The sequence below is a fragment of the Stenotrophomonas sp. NRRL B-14846 genome (assembly GCF_050473585.1).
In the GTDB taxonomy this organism is placed as follows: Bacteria; Pseudomonadota; Gammaproteobacteria; order Xanthomonadales; family Xanthomonadaceae; genus Stenotrophomonas.
The window spans coordinates 1-16,461 of the sequence record NZ_JBFLUN010000019.1 but is presented as its reverse complement, the minus strand read 5'-3'; the positions used below and the strand labels follow the sequence as shown (position 1 = coordinate 16,461).

General features: G+C 68.2%; 9 protein-coding genes, 1 tRNA gene and 13 pseudogenes. 9 read left to right on the top strand and 14 right to left on the bottom strand.

The window, feature by feature from the left end:
* Nucleotides 1–57: 57 nt before the first annotated feature.
* The 4 pseudogenes from AB1281_RS01890 to hemA form a co-directional block, all read right to left on the bottom strand.
* A pseudogene (locus AB1281_RS01890) lies at nt 58–261 on the bottom strand (hypothetical protein); the annotation flags it as partial.
* Nucleotides 248–988: pseudogene (locus tag AB1281_RS01885) on the bottom strand (tetratricopeptide repeat protein); the annotation flags it as partial. The pseudogenes AB1281_RS01890 and AB1281_RS01885, both read right to left, overlap by 14 nt.
* An 80-nt stretch (nt 989–1,068) precedes the next feature.
* A pseudogene (gene prfA / locus AB1281_RS01880) lies at nt 1,069–2,152 on the bottom strand (peptide chain release factor 1).
* Nucleotides 2,130–3,412, bottom strand: a pseudogene (gene hemA, locus AB1281_RS01875) (glutamyl-tRNA reductase). Before hemA ends, prfA begins: the two co-directional pseudogenes overlap by 23 nt.
* A gap of 63 nt (nt 3,413–3,475) precedes the next feature.
* On the opposite strand from hemA, the pseudogene AB1281_RS01870 reads away from it, so the two are divergent.
* The 8 genes and pseudogenes from AB1281_RS01870 (at nt 3,476) to ychF (ending at nt 10,408) form a co-directional block, all read left to right on the top strand.
* A pseudogene (locus AB1281_RS01870) lies at nt 3,476–5,161 on the top strand (tetratricopeptide repeat protein).
* Nucleotides 5,158–5,817: pseudogene (lolB, locus tag AB1281_RS01865) on the top strand (lipoprotein insertase outer membrane protein LolB). The pseudogenes AB1281_RS01870 and lolB overlap by 4 nt, the downstream one beginning before the upstream one ends.
* A pseudogene (gene ispE / locus AB1281_RS01860) lies at nt 5,814–6,682 on the top strand (4-(cytidine 5'-diphospho)-2-C-methyl-D-erythritol kinase). Before lolB ends, ispE begins: the two co-directional pseudogenes overlap by 4 nt.
* Nucleotides 6,683–6,693: 11 nt before the next feature.
* Nucleotides 6,694–6,769: transfer RNA gene (locus AB1281_RS01855), tRNA-Gln, on the top strand.
* A gap of 139 nt (nt 6,770–6,908) precedes the next feature.
* Nucleotides 6,909–7,858: pseudogene (locus AB1281_RS01850) on the top strand (ribose-phosphate diphosphokinase).
* Nucleotides 7,859–7,967: 109 nt separating this feature from the next.
* A pseudogene (locus AB1281_RS01845) lies at nt 7,968–8,586 on the top strand (50S ribosomal protein L25/general stress protein Ctc).
* A gap of 48 nt (nt 8,587–8,634) precedes the next feature.
* Nucleotides 8,635–9,206 (top strand): annotated as a pseudogene (pth, locus tag AB1281_RS01840) (aminoacyl-tRNA hydrolase); the annotation flags it as partial.
* A gap of 114 nt (nt 9,207–9,320) precedes the next feature.
* Nucleotides 9,321–10,408: pseudogene (ychF, locus tag AB1281_RS01835) on the top strand (redox-regulated ATPase YchF).
* A 471-nt stretch (nt 10,409–10,879) separates the two neighbouring features.
* Here ychF and AB1281_RS01830 read toward each other — a convergent pair.
* The 4 genes and pseudogenes from AB1281_RS01830 to AB1281_RS01815 form a co-directional block, all read right to left on the bottom strand.
* The gene (locus AB1281_RS01830; protein WP_430344933.1) at nt 10,880–11,233 is read right to left on the bottom strand and encodes an autotransporter outer membrane beta-barrel domain-containing protein; all 354 of its coding nucleotides are present in this window, start codon (nt 11,231–11,233) and stop codon (nt 10,880–10,882) included.
* Nucleotides 11,230–11,693 (bottom strand): annotated as a pseudogene (locus AB1281_RS01825) (autotransporter outer membrane beta-barrel domain-containing protein). Before AB1281_RS01825 ends, AB1281_RS01830 begins: the two are co-directional and overlap by 4 nt.
* A 98-nt stretch (nt 11,694–11,791) precedes the next feature.
* A pseudogene (locus AB1281_RS01820) lies at nt 11,792–12,289 on the bottom strand (autotransporter outer membrane beta-barrel domain-containing protein); the annotation flags it as partial.
* Nucleotides 12,195–12,449: a hypothetical protein gene (locus AB1281_RS01815; RefSeq protein ID WP_430344932.1), complete on the bottom strand. Its 255-nt coding sequence runs from the start codon at nt 12,447–12,449 to the stop codon at nt 12,195–12,197. The gene AB1281_RS01815 and the pseudogene AB1281_RS01820, both read right to left, overlap by 95 nt.
* On the opposite strand from AB1281_RS01815, the gene AB1281_RS01810 reads away from it, so the two are divergent.
* Nucleotides 12,444–12,626, top strand: coding sequence for a hypothetical protein (locus AB1281_RS01810; RefSeq protein ID WP_430344931.1), 183 nt, complete (start codon nt 12,444–12,446; stop codon nt 12,624–12,626). The genes AB1281_RS01815 and AB1281_RS01810 overlap by 6 nt on opposite strands.
* On the opposite strand, the gene AB1281_RS01805 is transcribed toward AB1281_RS01810, so the two are convergent.
* The 6 genes from AB1281_RS01805 to AB1281_RS01780 all read right to left on the bottom strand — a co-directional run.
* Nucleotides 12,616–12,972 carry a hypothetical protein gene (locus AB1281_RS01805; RefSeq protein ID WP_430344930.1) on the bottom strand — a complete coding sequence of 119 codons (357 nt, stop codon included), beginning with the start codon at nt 12,970–12,972 and terminating at the stop codon, nt 12,616–12,618. The two genes, AB1281_RS01810 and AB1281_RS01805, sit on opposite strands and share 11 nt — an antisense overlap.
* Nucleotides 12,969–13,598 carry a hypothetical protein gene (locus AB1281_RS01800; protein WP_430344929.1) on the bottom strand — a complete coding sequence of 210 codons (630 nt, stop codon included), beginning with the start codon at nt 13,596–13,598 and terminating at the stop codon, nt 12,969–12,971. The genes AB1281_RS01805 and AB1281_RS01800 overlap by 4 nt, the downstream gene beginning before the upstream one ends.
* Nucleotides 13,543–14,097: a hypothetical protein gene (locus AB1281_RS01795; protein ID WP_430344928.1), complete on the bottom strand. Its 555-nt coding sequence runs from the start codon at nt 14,095–14,097 to the stop codon at nt 13,543–13,545. Before AB1281_RS01795 ends, AB1281_RS01800 begins: the two co-directional genes overlap by 56 nt.
* Nucleotides 14,098–14,360: 263 nt before the next feature.
* The gene (locus AB1281_RS01790) at nt 14,361–14,957 is read right to left on the bottom strand and encodes a LuxR C-terminal-related transcriptional regulator (RefSeq protein ID WP_430344927.1); all 597 of its coding nucleotides are present in this window, start codon (nt 14,955–14,957) and stop codon (nt 14,361–14,363) included.
* Nucleotides 14,958–15,015: 58 nt separating this feature from the next.
* The gene (locus tag AB1281_RS01785) at nt 15,016–16,002 is read right to left on the bottom strand and encodes a response regulator (RefSeq protein WP_430344926.1); all 987 of its coding nucleotides are present in this window, start codon (nt 16,000–16,002) and stop codon (nt 15,016–15,018) included.
* Nucleotides 16,003–16,210: 208 nt separating this feature from the next.
* The coding region (locus AB1281_RS01780) for an ATP-binding protein (RefSeq protein ID WP_430344925.1) at nt 16,211–16,461 on the bottom strand (251 nt) is incomplete at its 5' end.

Below are 16,461 nucleotides of genomic sequence, written 5' to 3'. Positions count from 1 at the left end.
GTCCGAGGGCTGGAAGGCGCGTGGCAGGCGCAGGACGCGTTCGCTGAAGTGAGGTTCCAGCGATGCGGGCAGCACGAATTCGTCGGCGACCACGGCATCCAGCCAGCGTGCACCTGATGTGCCGGGGTAGGCCAGCCAGTTCAGCTGCAGCGGGGCCGGGGCGCATTGCCAGCACCTCGGGCGTGCCGCCGCCGCCCCAGCCGCGCAGGTCGAACAGCAGGTCGATGCCCTGTGCGCGGATGCGGGCCGCGATGTCGGCATGCCGCAGTGCGGCCACCTCATGCAGCCGGGTCGCGGCCTGCAGGCGATCGCGTATGCGGCTGCCATCGGCGCGGTTCAACGCGAACAGGTGCAGCTGCAGCGCCGGGTCATGACGCAGGTGTTCGAGCAGGGCCACGGTCAGCAGCCCGGTGGGATGGGCGCCGAAGCCATTGGAGAGGAAGCCGACGCGCAACGGGCCGCGCGCGCGTACCGTTACCGCCGGCAAGGGCCGAACCGAGGCGGCGATCAGCGCGGCGCGCGCACGTGCGCAGGCCAGCTGCTCGGCAGCGCTGGCGTCTTCGCTGAGGAAGGCGAACGGCTCCACCGCCCCCTGGCCGGAAGCGAGCGCGGCACGTACCTGCGTGGCCAGCGCGTCCACGTCCTGCCAGTCGCACAGGCGGCGCTGCCAGGCCAGGCGCTGGGCGGCGATGTAGGGTTCGTCCGGCATCAGCGTATGTGCGCGGCGATAGGCCGCCGCCGCGCCTTCGGCATCGTCGGCATCTTCCAGCGCATGGCCCAGCCACAGCGCGATGCCCGGGTGCTGCGGGGCCAGTGCCGAGGCCTGGCCGAGCAGCTTGGCCGCGTCGGCATGCGCGCCGGCCATCCAGGCCACGCGACCCAGCCGTGCCAGTGCTTCGGGGTGGTTCGGGCGCAGCTGCAGCGCACGTCGTGCGGCCTGCTCGCCGGCGGCGATGTCGCCGGCTTCCAGTTCCAGGTCGGCCAGCATCACCCAGGCGACGAAATCGCCGGGCTGGCGTGCGATCGCCTGCTGCAGGTGCTGTCGCTGCTGCCAGGCCGACATCGTGCTCAGCCCGCCGACAGCTGGGCCAGGGCGTCGACCTGGTGCTCGTGGCTGAGCCGCTGCAGCAGCGGGTCGAGGTCGCCGGCCAGGATGTTGGGCAGGTCGTACAGGGTCAGGCCTTCCACGCGGTGGTCGGTGATCCGGCCCTGCGGGAAGTTGTAGGTGCGGATGCGCTGGCTGCGGTCGCCGCTGCCGACCTGCAGGCGCCGCGATTCGGCCTGCGCGGCGTCCTGGCGCTGACGCTCGGCATCGAGAAGCTGCGCTTTCAGGCGCTTCATCGCCTTGTCACGGTTGGCGTGCTGGCTGCGCTCGGTCTGGCACTCCACCACTACGCCGGTCGGCACGTGGGTGATGCGGATCGCCGACTCGGTCTTGTTGACGTGCTGGCCGCCGGCACCGGACGAGCGGAACGTATCCACCTTCAGGTCGGCCGGGTTGATGACGATGTCGTCGACTTCGTCGGCCTCGGGAATGATCGCCACCGTGGCCGCCGAGGTATGGATGCGGCCCTGCGACTCGGTGGCCGGCACGCGCTGCACGCGATGCGTGCCCGATTCGAACTTCAGGCGTGAGAACGCGCCCCGGCCGACCACGCGCGCCACCACTTCCTTGTAGCCGCCATGCTCGCCGGATTGTCCGATTCGATCTCGACCTTCCAGCCCTGGCGCTCGGCATAGCGGGCGTACATGCGGAACAGGTCGCCGGCGAAGATCGCGGCTTCGTCGCCGCCGGTACCGGCGCGCACTTCCAGGAACAGGTTGCCTTCGTCGCGCGGGTTCACGCGGCACCAGCAGCAGCGCAAGCTCCTGCTCCAGTTCCTGCAGGCGCGCCTGCGCGGCGGCGATTTCCTCGTCGGCCAGTTCGCGCAGGTCGGGGTCGGCGCGCATGCCTTCGGCGGCGGCCAGGTCGGCCTTGGCACGGGCTTCATCGGCCAGGTGCAGTGGCGACCGGTTCAAGTTGGGCGAATTCGCGCGAAAGGTCGCGGAAACGGGTGTTGTCGGCGACCACATCGGGTTCGGCGAGCAGGCGTTCCAGTTCTTCGCGGCGCTCGGCCAGCGCTTCCAGCTTACGGCGCAGGGTCGGCGTCATCGGGTCTCACGGGTGGGTGGCGGTAACCCGGCGTGGCCGGGAACAGGCGCTCGGCGGCGCGGGTCAGGTCAGCATCGCCACTCAGCGCGGCGGCGCGCAGTGCGGCGGTCGGCGGATGCAGCAGTCGATTGGTCAGGCCATGGGCCAGCAGTTCCAGCACTTCGTCGGCCGCTTGCCGTTGGCCAGCTGCTGGCGCGCGCGCTCCAGCAGTTCGGCGCGGGTGGCTTCGCCGAACGCACGCAGCTGCCGCAGCGGTGCCTGGTGGGCGCTGGCCTGCTGGGTCTCGACGAAGCGCGACACCTGCAGGTCGATGATCGCCTCGGCCTCGGCGGCAGCCTCGCGGCGGCCACGGCGGTTGTCTTCCACCGCGCGTTCCAGGTCATCGACGGTGTAGAGGAAGGCGTCGTTGAGCGTGCCGACCTCGGCCTCGATGTCGCGCGGCACGGCCAGGTCGAACAGCAGCATCGGCTTGTGCCGGCGCGCACGCAGGGCCTTGGCGACCATCTCACGGTGGATCACCGGCTCGCGCGCGGCGGTCGCCGAGAACACCACGTCGGCCTCGCCAGGTGGCGGTCCAGTTCGGTCAGTGGCAGGGCCACGCCGCCATGACGGCTGGCCAGCTCCTGCGCGTGGGCGAGGGTGCGGTTGGCGATCAGCAGGCGCCGCACCTTGCCTTCACTCAGGTGACGTGCAGCCAGTTCGATGGTCTCGCCGGCACCGACCAGCAGCACGGTGGAGTCGTCCAGTCGCGCGAAGGCGTTCTGCGCCAGGCGCACCGCCGCCGAGGCCACCGACACCGGGTTGGCGCCGACCTGGGTATCGGTGCGCGCACGCTTGGCCACCGAGAAGGTCTGCTGGAACAAGCGGTCCAGGCGCTGGCCGAGCAGGCCATGGTCACGCGCGGTCGACCAGGCATCCTTCACCTGGCCGAGGATCTGCGGTTCGCCCAGCACCATCGAGTCCAGCCCGGTGGCGACCCGGAACAGGTGGCGCACGGCCTCGGCATCGGCATGCTGGTACAGGTAGCCCTGCAGGTCGCCGGCCTGGCTGTGCAGCCACTGGTCCAGCGCCTGTGCCGACTCGGCCACGGCGTACAGGCTCGGTGCGGTTGCAGGTGGACAGCAGCACTGCCTCGGCGATCTGCGGGGTATCGCGCAGCGAGCCCAGCGCACGCGGCAACGCCTCACCGGCGAAGGCCGCGCGCTCGCGCAGCTCCACCGGTGCGGTCTGGTGATTCAGTCCGAGCACCCACAGGGTCATTGTTCAGTTGCTTGCGATAAGCTGCTGGCCATTGGACGACATTTTAAGGCCCCGATGCCGACGATGCCCGCATTGATTCGCATCCCCAGTGTTCTGCTGCTGTCCCTGGCCTGCGCCCAGGCCCTGGCGGCGGTGCCGGCCAAGGCCCCCGTGCGGGCCGCGGCCACTGAGGAACTGGCGCTGGAACCGGTGATGGCCGGTGAATTCGCCCTGCAGGCCGGCAAGCTGGCCGAGGCCGCGCGCTGGTACCTGCAGGCCGCGCAGCAGACCGACGGCGACGCCGGCCTGGCCGAGCGCGCGACCCGTATTTCCATGCTGGCCAACGATGACGCCAGCGCCGCCAAGGGCCTGGCCCTGTGGCAGCAACGCGCCCCACGCTCGCTGACCATGCGCAGCGCCGCCGGTGCACTGGCCATGCGCCAGGGCGATGTGAAGGCCGCCCGCACCGAACTGCAGGCCCTGCTGGCCGACCCCGACGAGCGTGGCTGGAAGTTCGCCCTGGCCGCGCTGATCGGCGGTGGCCGCGATCCGGCGGTGCCGGCGCAGGTGCTGGGCGAGCTGGTCGATGCCAATGCCATTCCACCGAAGATCGAGGCCTGGCAGGAGTTCGTCGCCTGGCCCTGCGCATGGACAAGCCCGAGCTGGCGCGGCGCATGATCGATGAAGTGGTCAAGCGCTTCCCCGAAGAACCGCGCGTGGCGCTGCTGCGTGCCAGCCAGCTGCAACAGGCGGGCGAGACCGACAAGGCATTGTCGCTGCTGCACGACGTCGAGCCGAAGACCCGCCAGGACCCCGAGCTGCGCAATGCGGTGGCCATCGCCTACGACAGCCTGGGACAGCCGGCTGCGGCCGAGCGCGTACTGGCATTCGGCCCGCAGGACGTACAGACCTGGGGCATGCGCGCTTCGCTGCTGGCCAAGCAGGGCGACAAGGCAGCGCTGTCCAACCTCTACAACGAGCTGTCGCGGCAGGCGGCCAAGCCGGATCCGGCGCAACGCCTGTTGCTGGGCAAGATCGCCGAATACCTGAAGCGTTACCCCGAGGCGGTGCAGTGGTACCACAGCGTGCCCGGTGGCGATGAACTGAGCGAAGCGCGCCTGCGCGCGGCCAATGCCCAGGCCCTGGCCGGGCGCCTGCCGCTGGCGCTGGACGAAGTGCATGCGATCCAGTCCGATGCGGTGGTCGATGACGATGTACGCCGTGACGCCTACCTGCTGGAGGCCGAGCTTGCGCCAACGCGGTGACGACAGTGCCGGTGAACTGGATGCATTGGCCCGCGGCCTGGCCGCCTACCCGGACGACAACGGCCTGCTGTACGCCCGAGCGCTCACCTGGGAGCGCCGCGACGACATCCCCCGCGCCGAGGCCGACCTGCGCAAGATCCTGGTGACCGACCCGGAAAACGTGCCGGCGCTGAACGCGCTGGGCTACACGCTGGCCGACCGTACTGGTCGCCTGCAGGAGGCGCTGGAGCTGATCGACCGTGCCCGCGTGGCCGAGCCGGACAACGCCGCCATCGTCGACAGCTATGGCTGGGTGCTGTATCGCCTGGGCCGCAAGGATGAAGCGCTGGTGCAGCTGCGCCGCGCCTGGACCCTGGCCAAGGACCCGGAGATCGCCGCCCACGTCGGCGAAGTGCTGTGGGTGCTGGGCAAGCATGATGAGGCCCGCCACTTCTTCGACGAAGCGGCCAAGCTCGACCCTGAAAACCGCGCGCTGCTGCGCGCCCGCGAGAAATTCAATCCATGAGTGGTTCCCTGATCCGGCCGCTGCTGTTGGCGGCCGCGACCCTGGCGGTGAGCGCCTGTACCAGCGTCGGCACGCAGAAGACCCCGGCGCCAGCGGTGGTCGAGATGTTTCGGCTGAAGCGGCGCAGGCCGAGGCAGCGCGCGTGGCCGCGCTGCAGGCACAGCCGGACTGGGCCTTCCAGGGGCGGGTGGCGGTCAGTAAAGGCAAGGACGGTGGCAGCGGTCGCATCGACTGGAAGCAGGACGGGCGCCGTTATGTGGTCGAGCTGAGCGCGCCGGTGACCCGGCAGAGCTGGAAGCTGACCGGCGATACCCATTCCGAAGCCGGTCGCCTGGAAGGGCTGGCCGGTGGCACCCGTGACGGTGAGGACGCCCAGCAGCTGCTGCTCGAGGCGACCGGTTGGGACATTCCGGTCAACCAGCTGCCGGAGTGGATCCGTGGCCTGGTGGGCCGGCGATGCTGCCGGTCCGGAGAAGGTCGAGCGCGACGGTGAAGGCCGGCCGCGCCGCATGCAGCAGATGGGCTGGCAGGTGCAGTACCTGGACTGGTACCCGGCCGACGCCGGACGGCCGGCGCTGCCGCGCCGGATCGAGGCCAGCAATGGCGACGCCAAGGTGCGCCTGCTGGTGGACCAGTGGGGGCAGGGCACGCCATGAGCGGGGCAGTCGACGACGCGGGCTGGTCCTGGTGGCCGGCCCCGGCCAAGCTGAACCTGTTCCTGCACATCACCGGCCGCCGGGCCGACGGCTACCACGAGCTGCAGACCGTGTTCCGCCTGCTGGACTGGGGGGACCGCATCGGCCTGCGCCTGCGTGAAGACGGCCAGGTGCGTCGGCAGGGCGAGGGCCTGGCCGGCGTGGCCGAGGCCGATGACCTGGCGGTGCGTGCCGCGCGCCTGCTCAAAGAAGTGGCGAATGTCGCGCAAGGCGCGGACATCATCGTCGAAAAGCATGTGTCTGCCGGTGGTGGCTTCGGCGGTGGTTCGTCCGACGCGGCCACCGTACTGGTGGTGCTGAACCGGCTCTGGCGCGCCGGGTTGGACGAGGATGCGCTGGCGGCGCTGGGCCTGCGCCTGGGCGCCGACGTGCCGGTGTTCGTGCGTGGCCGCAATGCCTGGGCTGAAGGGGTGGGCGAGCGGCTGCAGCCGATCACGCTGGCGCCGGCCTGGTATGTGGTGGTTGAACCGGGCGTTCATGTTCCTACGCCGGTTCTGTTTGCAGACCGGATTTGACGCGCGACAGCCCAGTGGCGAAAATAGAGGACTTCGCTTCCGGGACCCTGGTCGGGAACGCGTTCGAACCGGTGCTGCGCCGCCGTGAGCCTGCCGTCGAGGCGGCGCTTGCTGCGTTGAGCGACATCGGCGCGGCGCGGCTGACCGGTTCGGGAAGTGGTTGTTTCGTCGAGTTCGCATCGCAGGCTGCTGCAGAGCAGGGACGGTCGAAGTTGCCGAAGGAGTTGCGGGCAAGGGTGGCAGCGGGCGTTGCGCGTTCGCCACTGCTGGATGCACTCGAGCAACACTGATTTATCAATGCAGGGGCGTCGCCAAGAGGCCCAAGGCACAGGTTTTGATCCTGGCATTCGTAGGTTCGAATCCTACCGCCCCTGCCAATAGCGGCTGTGTCCGCGCCTTCCAGCGCATCACCTGCGCGGGACGTGGAAACAACCGCGGTGTTGTCAGCAGCAAGGGTCCATCGGGTCCTTGCCGACCCCGGATCCCCGCCACTCGTCCCCGCCCGAGACAATCATGATGCAAGAGTCCCCGAACCTGCTGGTCTTTTCGGCAACGCCAACAAACGTCTGGCGCAGAACATCTGCAAGGAACTGGGGGTTCGCCCGGGCAAGGCGCTGGTCTCGCACTTCTCCGATGGTGAAGTGCAGGTGGAAATCGAAGAGAACGTCCGCAAGCAGGACGTGTTCGTGATCCAGCCGACCTGCGCGCCGAGCGCGGAAACTGATGAACTGCTGTGCTGATCGACGCGCTCAAGCGCGCATCGGTGGCCAGCGTGACCGCCGTGGTGCCGTACCTTCGCTACTCGCGCCAGGACCGCCGCATGCGTTCCTCGCGCGTGCCGATCACCGCCAAGCTGCGGCGAAGATGTTCAGCACCGCTGGCGCTGATCGCGTGCTGACGTCGACCTGCACGCCGACCAGATCCAGGGCTTCTTCGATATTCCGTGGACAACGTGTATGCGTCCCCGCTGCTGCTGGCCGACATCTGGCGCGCCTACGGCACCGAGAACCTGATCGTTGTGTCGCCGGACGTGGGCGGCGTGGTCCGCGCCCCGTGCGGTGGCCAAGCGCCTGGATGACGCCGACCTGGCGATCATCGACAAGCGCCGCCCGCGCGCCAACGTCTCCACCGTGATGAACATCATCGGTGACGTCGAAGGCAAGACCTGCGTGATGGTCGATGACATCGTCGATACCGCCGGCACCCTGTGCGCCGCTGCCGCTGCCCTGAAGGCGCGCGGTGCGCTCAAGGTCGCCGCCTACTGCACCCACGCGGTGCTGTCGGGCCGGCGGTGGACAACATCACCAATTCCCAGCTCGACGAGCTGGTGGTGACGACACCATCCCGCTGAAGGACGCAGCGCGGTGTGCAGCAAGATCCGCCAGCTGAGCGTGGCGGAAATGCTGGCCGAAACGATGCGCCGCATCGCCTTCGGCGAGTCGGTCAGCTCGCTGTACGTCGACTGAGTTTTTCGTCCCTGCCGGCAACGGCGGGACATACCCCGGGTGCTTCTCGTCGCGGAAGCATCTTCAACCGCCACGCCGCAAGGCAAGGCAACAACCTGAGTAGTCGAAAATGTCGAAGACCCATGAAATCAAGGTCACCAAGCGTGAACTGCAGCGTAAGGGTGCGAGCCGCCGCCTGCGTCACGCCGGTGTGATCCCGGCCATCGTGTACGGCGGCAACGCCGAGCCGGTCGCCATCAGCCTGGACCACAACGAAATCTGGCTGGCCCAGCAGAACGAGTGGTTCTATGCCTCGATCCTGGACCTGAACCTGGACGGCCAGGTGCAGAAGGTCCTGCTGCGTGACATGCAGCGCCACCCGTACAAGCAGCTGATCATGCACCTGGACTTCCAGCGCTGTGAACGAGAACGAAGCCCTGACCGCTTCGGTCCCGCTGCACTTCATCAACGAAGACACCTCGCCGGCTGGCAAGGCTGCCGACGTCGTGGTCACCCACGAACTGAAGGAAGTGACCATCACCTGCCTGCCGAAGGACCTGCCGGAGTCGATCGAAGTCGACCTGGGCGAGCTGAAGGCCGGTGACGTGGTGTACCTGTCCAACATCAAGCTGCCGAAGGGCGTGGAAATCCCGGCCCTGGCGCTGGGCAAGGACCACGACGATGCCATCGTCACCGCCAAGGCCGGCAAGGCCGACGCGGCTGACGAAGAAGCGGCTGCCGCCGAGTAATACCGCTACGGTGCCTGCCTCCGGGCAGGCACCGTATTGGAAGGAACCATGGCAGGACTGCGACTGATCGTCGGTCTGGGCAACCCCGGATCGGAACACGCCCGGACCCGGCACAATGCCGGGTTTCATTTCGTTGAGGCCCTGGCGGAAAAAGCCGGTGCGCGATGGAACGTGGACAGCAAGCTGTTCGGTGAGACCGCCAAGGTCGAGATCGCCGGGCAGACGGTGTGGCTGCTCAAGCCCGCCACCTTCATGAACCTCAGCGGCAAGTCGGTCACCGCCGCACAGCGGTTCTGGAAGATCGAGCCGGAAGAAACCCTGCTGGCCCACGACGAACTGGACCTGGCGCCCGGCGTGGCGCGGCTGAAGTTCGATGGCGGCCACGGCGGCCAGAACGGCCTGCGCGACACCATCCGGTTGCTCGGCCACGGCAAGTTCCATCGCCTGCGCGTGGGCATCGGCCATCCGGCCACAAGGACCGCGTGGTGGGTGGCTGGGTACTGGGACGCCCTTCCAAGGATGATGAAGTACTGATTTCGCGCGCCATCGACGATGCCATCGACGTGCTGCCGCTGGCGGTGCAGGGCGATTTCAGCGAAGCGATGAAGCGGCTTCATACCCGAAATAATTGGCCCGGTAGGTACCGACCGTTGGTCGGTACGGAGAATGATTGGAAAAGCAGCGCCCAATGTCGCTGTTTCCCCAATCACTTTCACCCCAGAGAGCTGTCACCCATGGGTATCAAATGCGGCATCGTCGGCCTGCCCAACGTCGGCAAGTCGACCCTTGTTCAATGCGCTGACCAAGGCGGGTATCGCCGCGGCGAACTTCCCGTTCTGCACCATCGAGCCGAACGTCGGCATCGTGCGGTGCCGGATCCGCGCCTGAACGAGCTGGCAGCGATCATCAACCCGCAGAAGGTCATCCCGACCGCGGTCGAATTCGTCGACATCGCCGGCCTGGTCGCCGGTGCCGCCAGCGGTGAAGGCCTGGGCAACAAGTTCCTGGCGCACATCCGCGAAGTCGATGCGATCACCCACGTGGTGCGCTGCTTCGAGAACGCCGACGTCATCCACGTCAACAACAAGGTCGACCCGATCTCGGACATCGAAACCATCGATACCGAACTGGCGCTGGCCGACCTGGACAGCGTCGAGAAGGCGCTGAACCGTGCCGAGCGCGCGGCCAAGGGCGGCGACAAGGACGCCGCGGCGCGCAAGCCGGTGCTGGCCAAGCTGCAGGCCGCGCTGTCGGATGGCAAGTCCGGCCGTTCGGTGGGCCTGACGAGGAAGAGAAGGCGCTGGTGCGCGACCTTTTCCTGCTGACCCTGAAGCCGTGATGTACATCGCCAACGTGCTGGAAGACGTTTCGAGAACAACCCGCACCTGGAAGCCGTGCGTGCGCATGCTGCCGCTGAAGGCGCGCAGGTGGTGCCGGTGTCGGCAGCGATCGAAGAAGAGCTGTCCCAGCTCGACGACGAAGACCGCGATACCTTCCTGGCCGACCTGGGTCTGAGCGAGCCGGGCCTGAACCGTGTGATCAACGCGGCCTACAGCCTGCTCGGCCTGCAGACCTACTTCACCGCCGGCGTGAAGGAAGTCCGTGCGTGGACCGTGCGCAAGGGCGCCACCGCCCCGCAGGCCGCGGCGGTCATCCACACCGACTTCGAGAAGGCTTCATCCGCGCTGAAACCATCGCGTATGACGACTTCATCAAGTACAAGGGCGAAGCCGGTGCCAAGGAAGCCGGCCGCCTGCGCCTGGAAGGCAAGGAATACCGCGTGCAGGAAGGCGACATCCTGCACTTCCGCTTCAACGTCTGATCCAGCGGCATTGGATCGACCCCGGACGCCCCGCCTTGTGCGGGGCGTTCGCGTTTCCGGTGATGGACAAAAAAACACACAGTGCGAAACGCTTGCGGTGTGATGTTCGCCGCTACTTGTCCACAGCAAACTCCCATCGCTTTCCACGGCGGATGTGGAAAACCGCGCCCGCCTCTGTAGAACCGAGCCATGCTCGGCTTTACACGGCTTGCCCGTGCAGCATGGACAAATTTTCACCATGCTTCGAGACGCCTGCGCGGCAACACTCCCACCCACTTGTCCACATCAAATCCCAACCACTCTCCACGACGGGTGTGGAAAACCGCGAAGGAGCATGGACAAAAAACAGCCACATGCTGAAACGCTTGCTGCGTGCGGTTCGCAGGCACTTGTCCACACCAAACCCCCATCGCTTTCCACGCCGCATGTGGAAAAAAGTGCCCGGCACTCCCTTGCCGGGCACGTCCCGCATCACCAGTTGTACGACACGCCCAGCTGGGCGCCGACGTCGCGGAAGCCCATGCCGCCGCTCTGCCGGCTCAGTTCACCCCAGCCGCGCCAGCCGCCGGACAGATCCACCTGCACGCCGGCCTTGGCTTCGTAGATGTCGCGCGGCAGCTGCCGCTGCAGCCGCTCGCCGTCCATTGCCAAGCCCGCGCCATTGCCGCCGGACCACCAGTTCACCGCCACGTACGGGTGCACCTGGCCCTGCGCCGCGCTCAACCCGCGGCTGTACAGGCGCAGGCCGAGGCGGGTGCTGGTCTCGCCGCCACCGCGGTCTTCGACCACCGTTGCCGTTGGCCTCGACCACGCGGTCGCTGTCATAGCGGCTGTGCACCACCTGCAGCTGCGGTTCCAGGTAGATGCCGCGCTGCGCCGTGCGCCGCAGGGGGCAGCACATAGCCAGCCTCGGCCGACGCACTCCAGTTGCGGGCGTCATAGCGCTCCTTCTGCAGGCCTTCGCCCTGCACGCTGTTGCGGAAGCGGCCGTACTGCAGCCAACCATCCACATAGCGCCGCCTTCCATACGCGCATCCTGCAGCCACGTGGCATAGGCGCCCACGCTGGTGCCAGTGACCACGCCACGCGCGGTGTAGCCGGTCACCTGCGAGCGACTGTCATTGCGCGCGCGGCCATGGCCGAGCATCGCACCGGCCTGCAGTTCACCCGTGCCACCCACCTCGAAGCGGCGTCCGGCGCCGACCAGCACGCTGCTGATCTGGCCATCGACCTGCACCTGGCGGTTGCGGTCATGGCTGTCGGGCTGCGCGCTGCGAAGGTGCATCCAGGCCACGGCGTCACTGCTGGCGCCGGCCTGGGCGGCGGATCACCGGCGCGGTCGTGCAGGCTGTGCCGGAACATGCCCAGCGCGGCGCTGCGGTTGGCCAGGTAGGCCGCCGGTTCCGGGCGTTCCACCTGCGGGCGTGGCGGATCGATCGGCGGTCCCGGCGGCGACGGCGGGTCGACCGGCGGTTCCGGCGGCTGCGGCGGGTCGACCGGAGGATCCGGCGGCTGCGGCGGATCGACCGGCGGCACGTATTCCGAGCGCAGGTACCAGTTGCCATCATCCGGGGTCGACACGCCGCCCTTGAACAGGAAGTAGTCGTAGGCACCGGCGACCGCGCGGCCCTGCAGGCTGAACTGTGCATCCGACTGGCCGGCCACGGTGATCAGGCGGATGCCTTCCTGGGTCAGCGCACCGGCGCCGCCGGCATTGCGCACGCTCACGCTGGCGGTGCCGCTGCTGTTGCCGTTGATCACCAGCTGGTCGCCCGCCGATGTGTCGTCACCCAGGGCGCGGTTTGAAGATCCAGTTGCCACCGTTGCCCACGTAGTCGCCGCTGACAGTGACCGTCTTGAAGCCGTCCGCCGCCGGCGCATCGAAGGCGATGGTGCCGGCGTGTTCCAGCGTGCCGACGCTGGAACTGGCGCGTACGTTCCACTGGCTGCTGCCATCCAGCGCCAGCTGTGCGACCTGGTGGCCGGAGTCGTTGCGCAGGGCACCGCTGAACGTGGTGCCGTTGCCCAGCAGCATGTGCACGTCGGCCGTTGCGCTGTCGACACCACGTCACCACGCAGCGTGCTGGCGTCGGCACTGAAGTCGATGCGGCTGGTCGCCACGCTGCTGCCGTCGGTGAACACGGTGTCGCTGACCCGCAGCAAGCGGCCGGTGCCGTTGCCTGCGGTCACGTCGCTGCCATTGACGGTCAGCGCGTGATTGCTGCCCTGCAGCCAGAACGCGCGCCACTGGCGGTCTCGATGTGGCTGTCGTTGAGGGTGGCACGGTTCCAGTACGGGCCGAACGCGGTCAGGTAGGAGCGGTAGCCGCCGCTGTTGCTGCCGGTCATGCGGATGTCCAGGCGGTCGGCCTGGGTCAGCCGCGCGGTGTTCATGTGCACGATGCCGAACACGTTCTCGCCGTCGCTGCGGATCGCAACGTTGTCGAGCAGCGCGGTGGCGGTGGAGCCGCCGATGAACACGCCGCCGCCGCCGTTGCCGCGCACGTCGATCACGTTGCCGCTGGCTTCGATGCGGCTGGCGGTGCTGCCGGTGGAGCCGGTCACGCGCACGCCGTAGGTCGCATCGCCGTGTGTGGTGATCCGGCCACCCTGCACGGTGGCGACGCCGCCGGCGATCTCCACGCCGTAGCCGTAGGTGTCGTCCAGGTATCAATGGTGCTGTCGGTCAGCTGCAGGCGCGACTCGTCGCTGGCCAGCCAGAATCCGGAAAAGCCGTCGCGCACATCGAACGCTGCATCACGGGCGGTCAGCTGGCCCCAGTTGTTGATGTTCACGCCATAGCCGCCAACGGTGTAGAAGCGGCCGCCGTTGATCACCGCGCTGGAATAGGTCTTGCTGATGCTGCTGCCGAGCAGGCGCATGCTGCCACCCACGGAGTGCGCTTCCACGTTCTCCAGCAGAACGCTGCCGCCGCTGCCGATATCGAACCAGCCGCCGTCCAGGTAGGTGTCGTACAACTCGGCGCGGCTGCCCGCGCCATCGACGGCGATGCCGGCGAGGATGCCGCCGGGGGCGAGGGTGATCCGGCTGTTGCGGATCGTCAGCAGGCCGGCGCTTTCGGCGCGCAGGCGTGCGCCACTGTCGGCGTTCATCTGCAGGGTATCCAGATGCACCTCACTGCCCTTGCCGGAGGCGCCGGCCAGGGTACCGACGCCGCCGGTCATCGCCATGCGGCCATCCGGTGTAGCGGATCACCCCACCGTTGGATGCCTGCACGCTGCCGTATCCGCTGCCGTTGCGCGTGGTCTCAATGTCGACATCACGCGCATCGATCACGCTGCCGGCACCATTGGCATACAGCGCATAGAAGCCCGTGCCGGTCGCCGGTGCGATCGACAGCGTCGCCCCGCGCAGCTGTACCTGGCCGCCATTGGCGGCAGACACGCCGCTGCCATTGCCGGTCACGTGGATGCGGCTGCCGTCGATCAGCGCATTGCTGCCGTTACCGGTGACCGCAAGTGCGAAGCTGCCCGCGTTGTGGTTGAGGACATCGTCGGCACCCAGCTGCAGGCTGTCGCCGTCGTTGACCAGCAGCGGGCCGGTGAGGTCTGCGGCATGCACCGGCAGGGCTGCCCACAGGGCAGTGGCCAGCAGGCTGGGAATGAGGGGCACACGCGTGGCGCGCGCGCGCCCGTACGCACGGCGGTGCCGTGTGGGGGAGGCGTTCATGCTGATGGACTTCCTGTGGCAGGGCGCAGCGCGGCTGCGCGAACTGGCGCGGCAGGGCCGCGTCGCTGCGGAAGCCACTCGCAATGGCGGCTGCAGGCGCCATCGGACTTCCGTCCCCCACGGCGACGCAGCAACGGCCGGCAAGCGCGCCATGGCGGGATGCGTCCAGCCTAGAAATAGGCTGCATCCTATGGAATCAGGCGTTTCCTAAAGCCGTTGCAGGCCCTCTTGCAGGGCCGGCAGGATTCAGCCAGCAGTGGGCCTCAGGCGAACAACGAGGCCTGCAGGCAGTACTCGACCAGCGCCTGGTCACTGTCCACGCCGAGCTTCCGCATCGCGCTGATCTTCTGCGTGCTGACCGTCTTGGCGCTGCGCTGCAGCTGGCGCGCGATGTCGCCCACGCTCATGCCGCCGGTGAACAGCCGGATGACTTCCAGTTCACGCGGCGACAGGCGAGCGCGCACCGCATCGGCATCAGCGGGTTCGCTCGCGGCCACTGGCAGCAGTCCTGGAGGGCGGTAAACGCGGTCGGCCAGCACCACCCGCAGGGCCTGTACCAGGCTGCCCAAGCCATGGCTCTTGAGCACCACGCCCCGCGCGCCAGCGGCATACATTGCCGCGACCAGCGATGGATTGGACACCATCGTGAGCACCAGCAGGCGCGTCTCCGGGAAGCTGCGGCGCAGGAACGAGATCAGCTTGATACCGTCCCCGAAGCGGTCACCGCCGGGCATGCTGTAGTCGGTGATCACCGCCTGTGGCCGGGTCCGGGTCATCAGCTCGATCAGCGTGGCCGGGTCGGCGGCTTCACCCACGACGTCCAGGTCCAGCTCCCGGCCAGTACGTCGCGGATGCGGCAAGCACGATCGGGTGGTCGTCGGCGATGAGGATCCGTGTGGTCATGGCAGGGTCGGGTCGTCAGGAAGGGAGGGGGGATGCAGTGTCGAGCAGCGGATGCAGCAGCTGTTCGAGGCGTCGCTGGAACCCAGCAATAGCGGCCACCTGGGTGGCCAGGTCATCGCCGCCGGCAAGGCACTGTTCGATCTGCAGGCCGCTGTCCACCAGCGCGGGTGCACCGACGATCACCAGCGCGCCGCGGATGCGGTGCAGAACCTGCGCCACGCGGGTGGGATCGGCAGCGGCGATCGCCTGGCGCAGGCTGTCCAGGTCGGCCTGCATGGTCTGTACGAACAGCGACTGCATCTTCGCCGGAACCTGCAGTGGGGGATCCTTGTCGTGCGACGCGGTGGATGAAGGGTGCTCCTGCATCGCAGGGGCCGGCGCATCGCCGTCGGTGATCCGGGTCAGCAGGCGCTGCAGGGCTTCCAGCGTGATCGGCTTGACCAGCACGCCCTGCATGCCCGATTCCTGGCAACGTTGGCGTTCGGCCGGGTCGGCATTGGCGGTGGCGCCGTGGATCGGCACGCTGACCCCACGTGCCCGCAAGGCACGAGCCAGGCCGTAGCCATCCAGCCCGGGCATGTTCAGGTCGGTCAGCACCAGCGCGAACGCTCCTTGTTGCCAGTAGCCCAGCGCTTCATTGCCATCGCTGGCCACCACGGCGCGGCAGCCGAGCTGTTCCAGCTGGTCGCGCAGGATCGCCTGGTTGATCGGGTTGTCCTCTGCCACCAGCACCTGCAGGCCGAAACGGCGCGTCGCCGGCAGGCGCCCTTCGGCGGTTGCCGCCAGCGGCTGGCCACTGGCCGCAGCCAACGCGAGCACGATCGCGTCGAACCGGTGCAGGCCAACCTGCCAGAAGCCATCAATGTGCCGGGGCCGCACGCCGCCTTCGCGGCAGGCGACCACGCGCGGTCCACCCGCCCATGCGGGCAGCGAGTCGTCCAGGACCAGCTCGAGCAGCACGTCGGACGATGGCAGGCCTGCTGCGCCGTCCTTCCGGTACACGCTGGCCTGTGCACCGCGCTGCTGCAGGCGTTCGCCACAGCGATTGCACCAGCTCGCGCACGCTGCCCCGCACCTGGACCTGCAGGCCCGCAGGCAGCTGCGGCGCAGGGGATTGCTGCGGATCCGCCGGTGCCGGTGGGCAGCGGCAGTTCGACGCTGAAGCTGCTTCCCAGGCCGCTCTCGCTGACCACGCGCAGCTGGCCTTCCATCAACGCCACAAGATGCGCGCAGATGGCCAGGCCCAGGCCGGTGCCGCGCATCGCGTCGGTGCCCGGGTTGCCTGGAAGAACGGCTCGAACAGGTGCGCCTGGTGTTCGCTGGCAATGCCGATACCCGTATCGGCGACCTGCCACTGCAGCCAGCAGTGTTGCTCCTGCCTGCGTGCCGAAACGCGCACCACCACCCGCCCGCTGTCGGTGAACTTCAGTGCGTTGCTGATCAGGTTGTTGAGCACCTGGC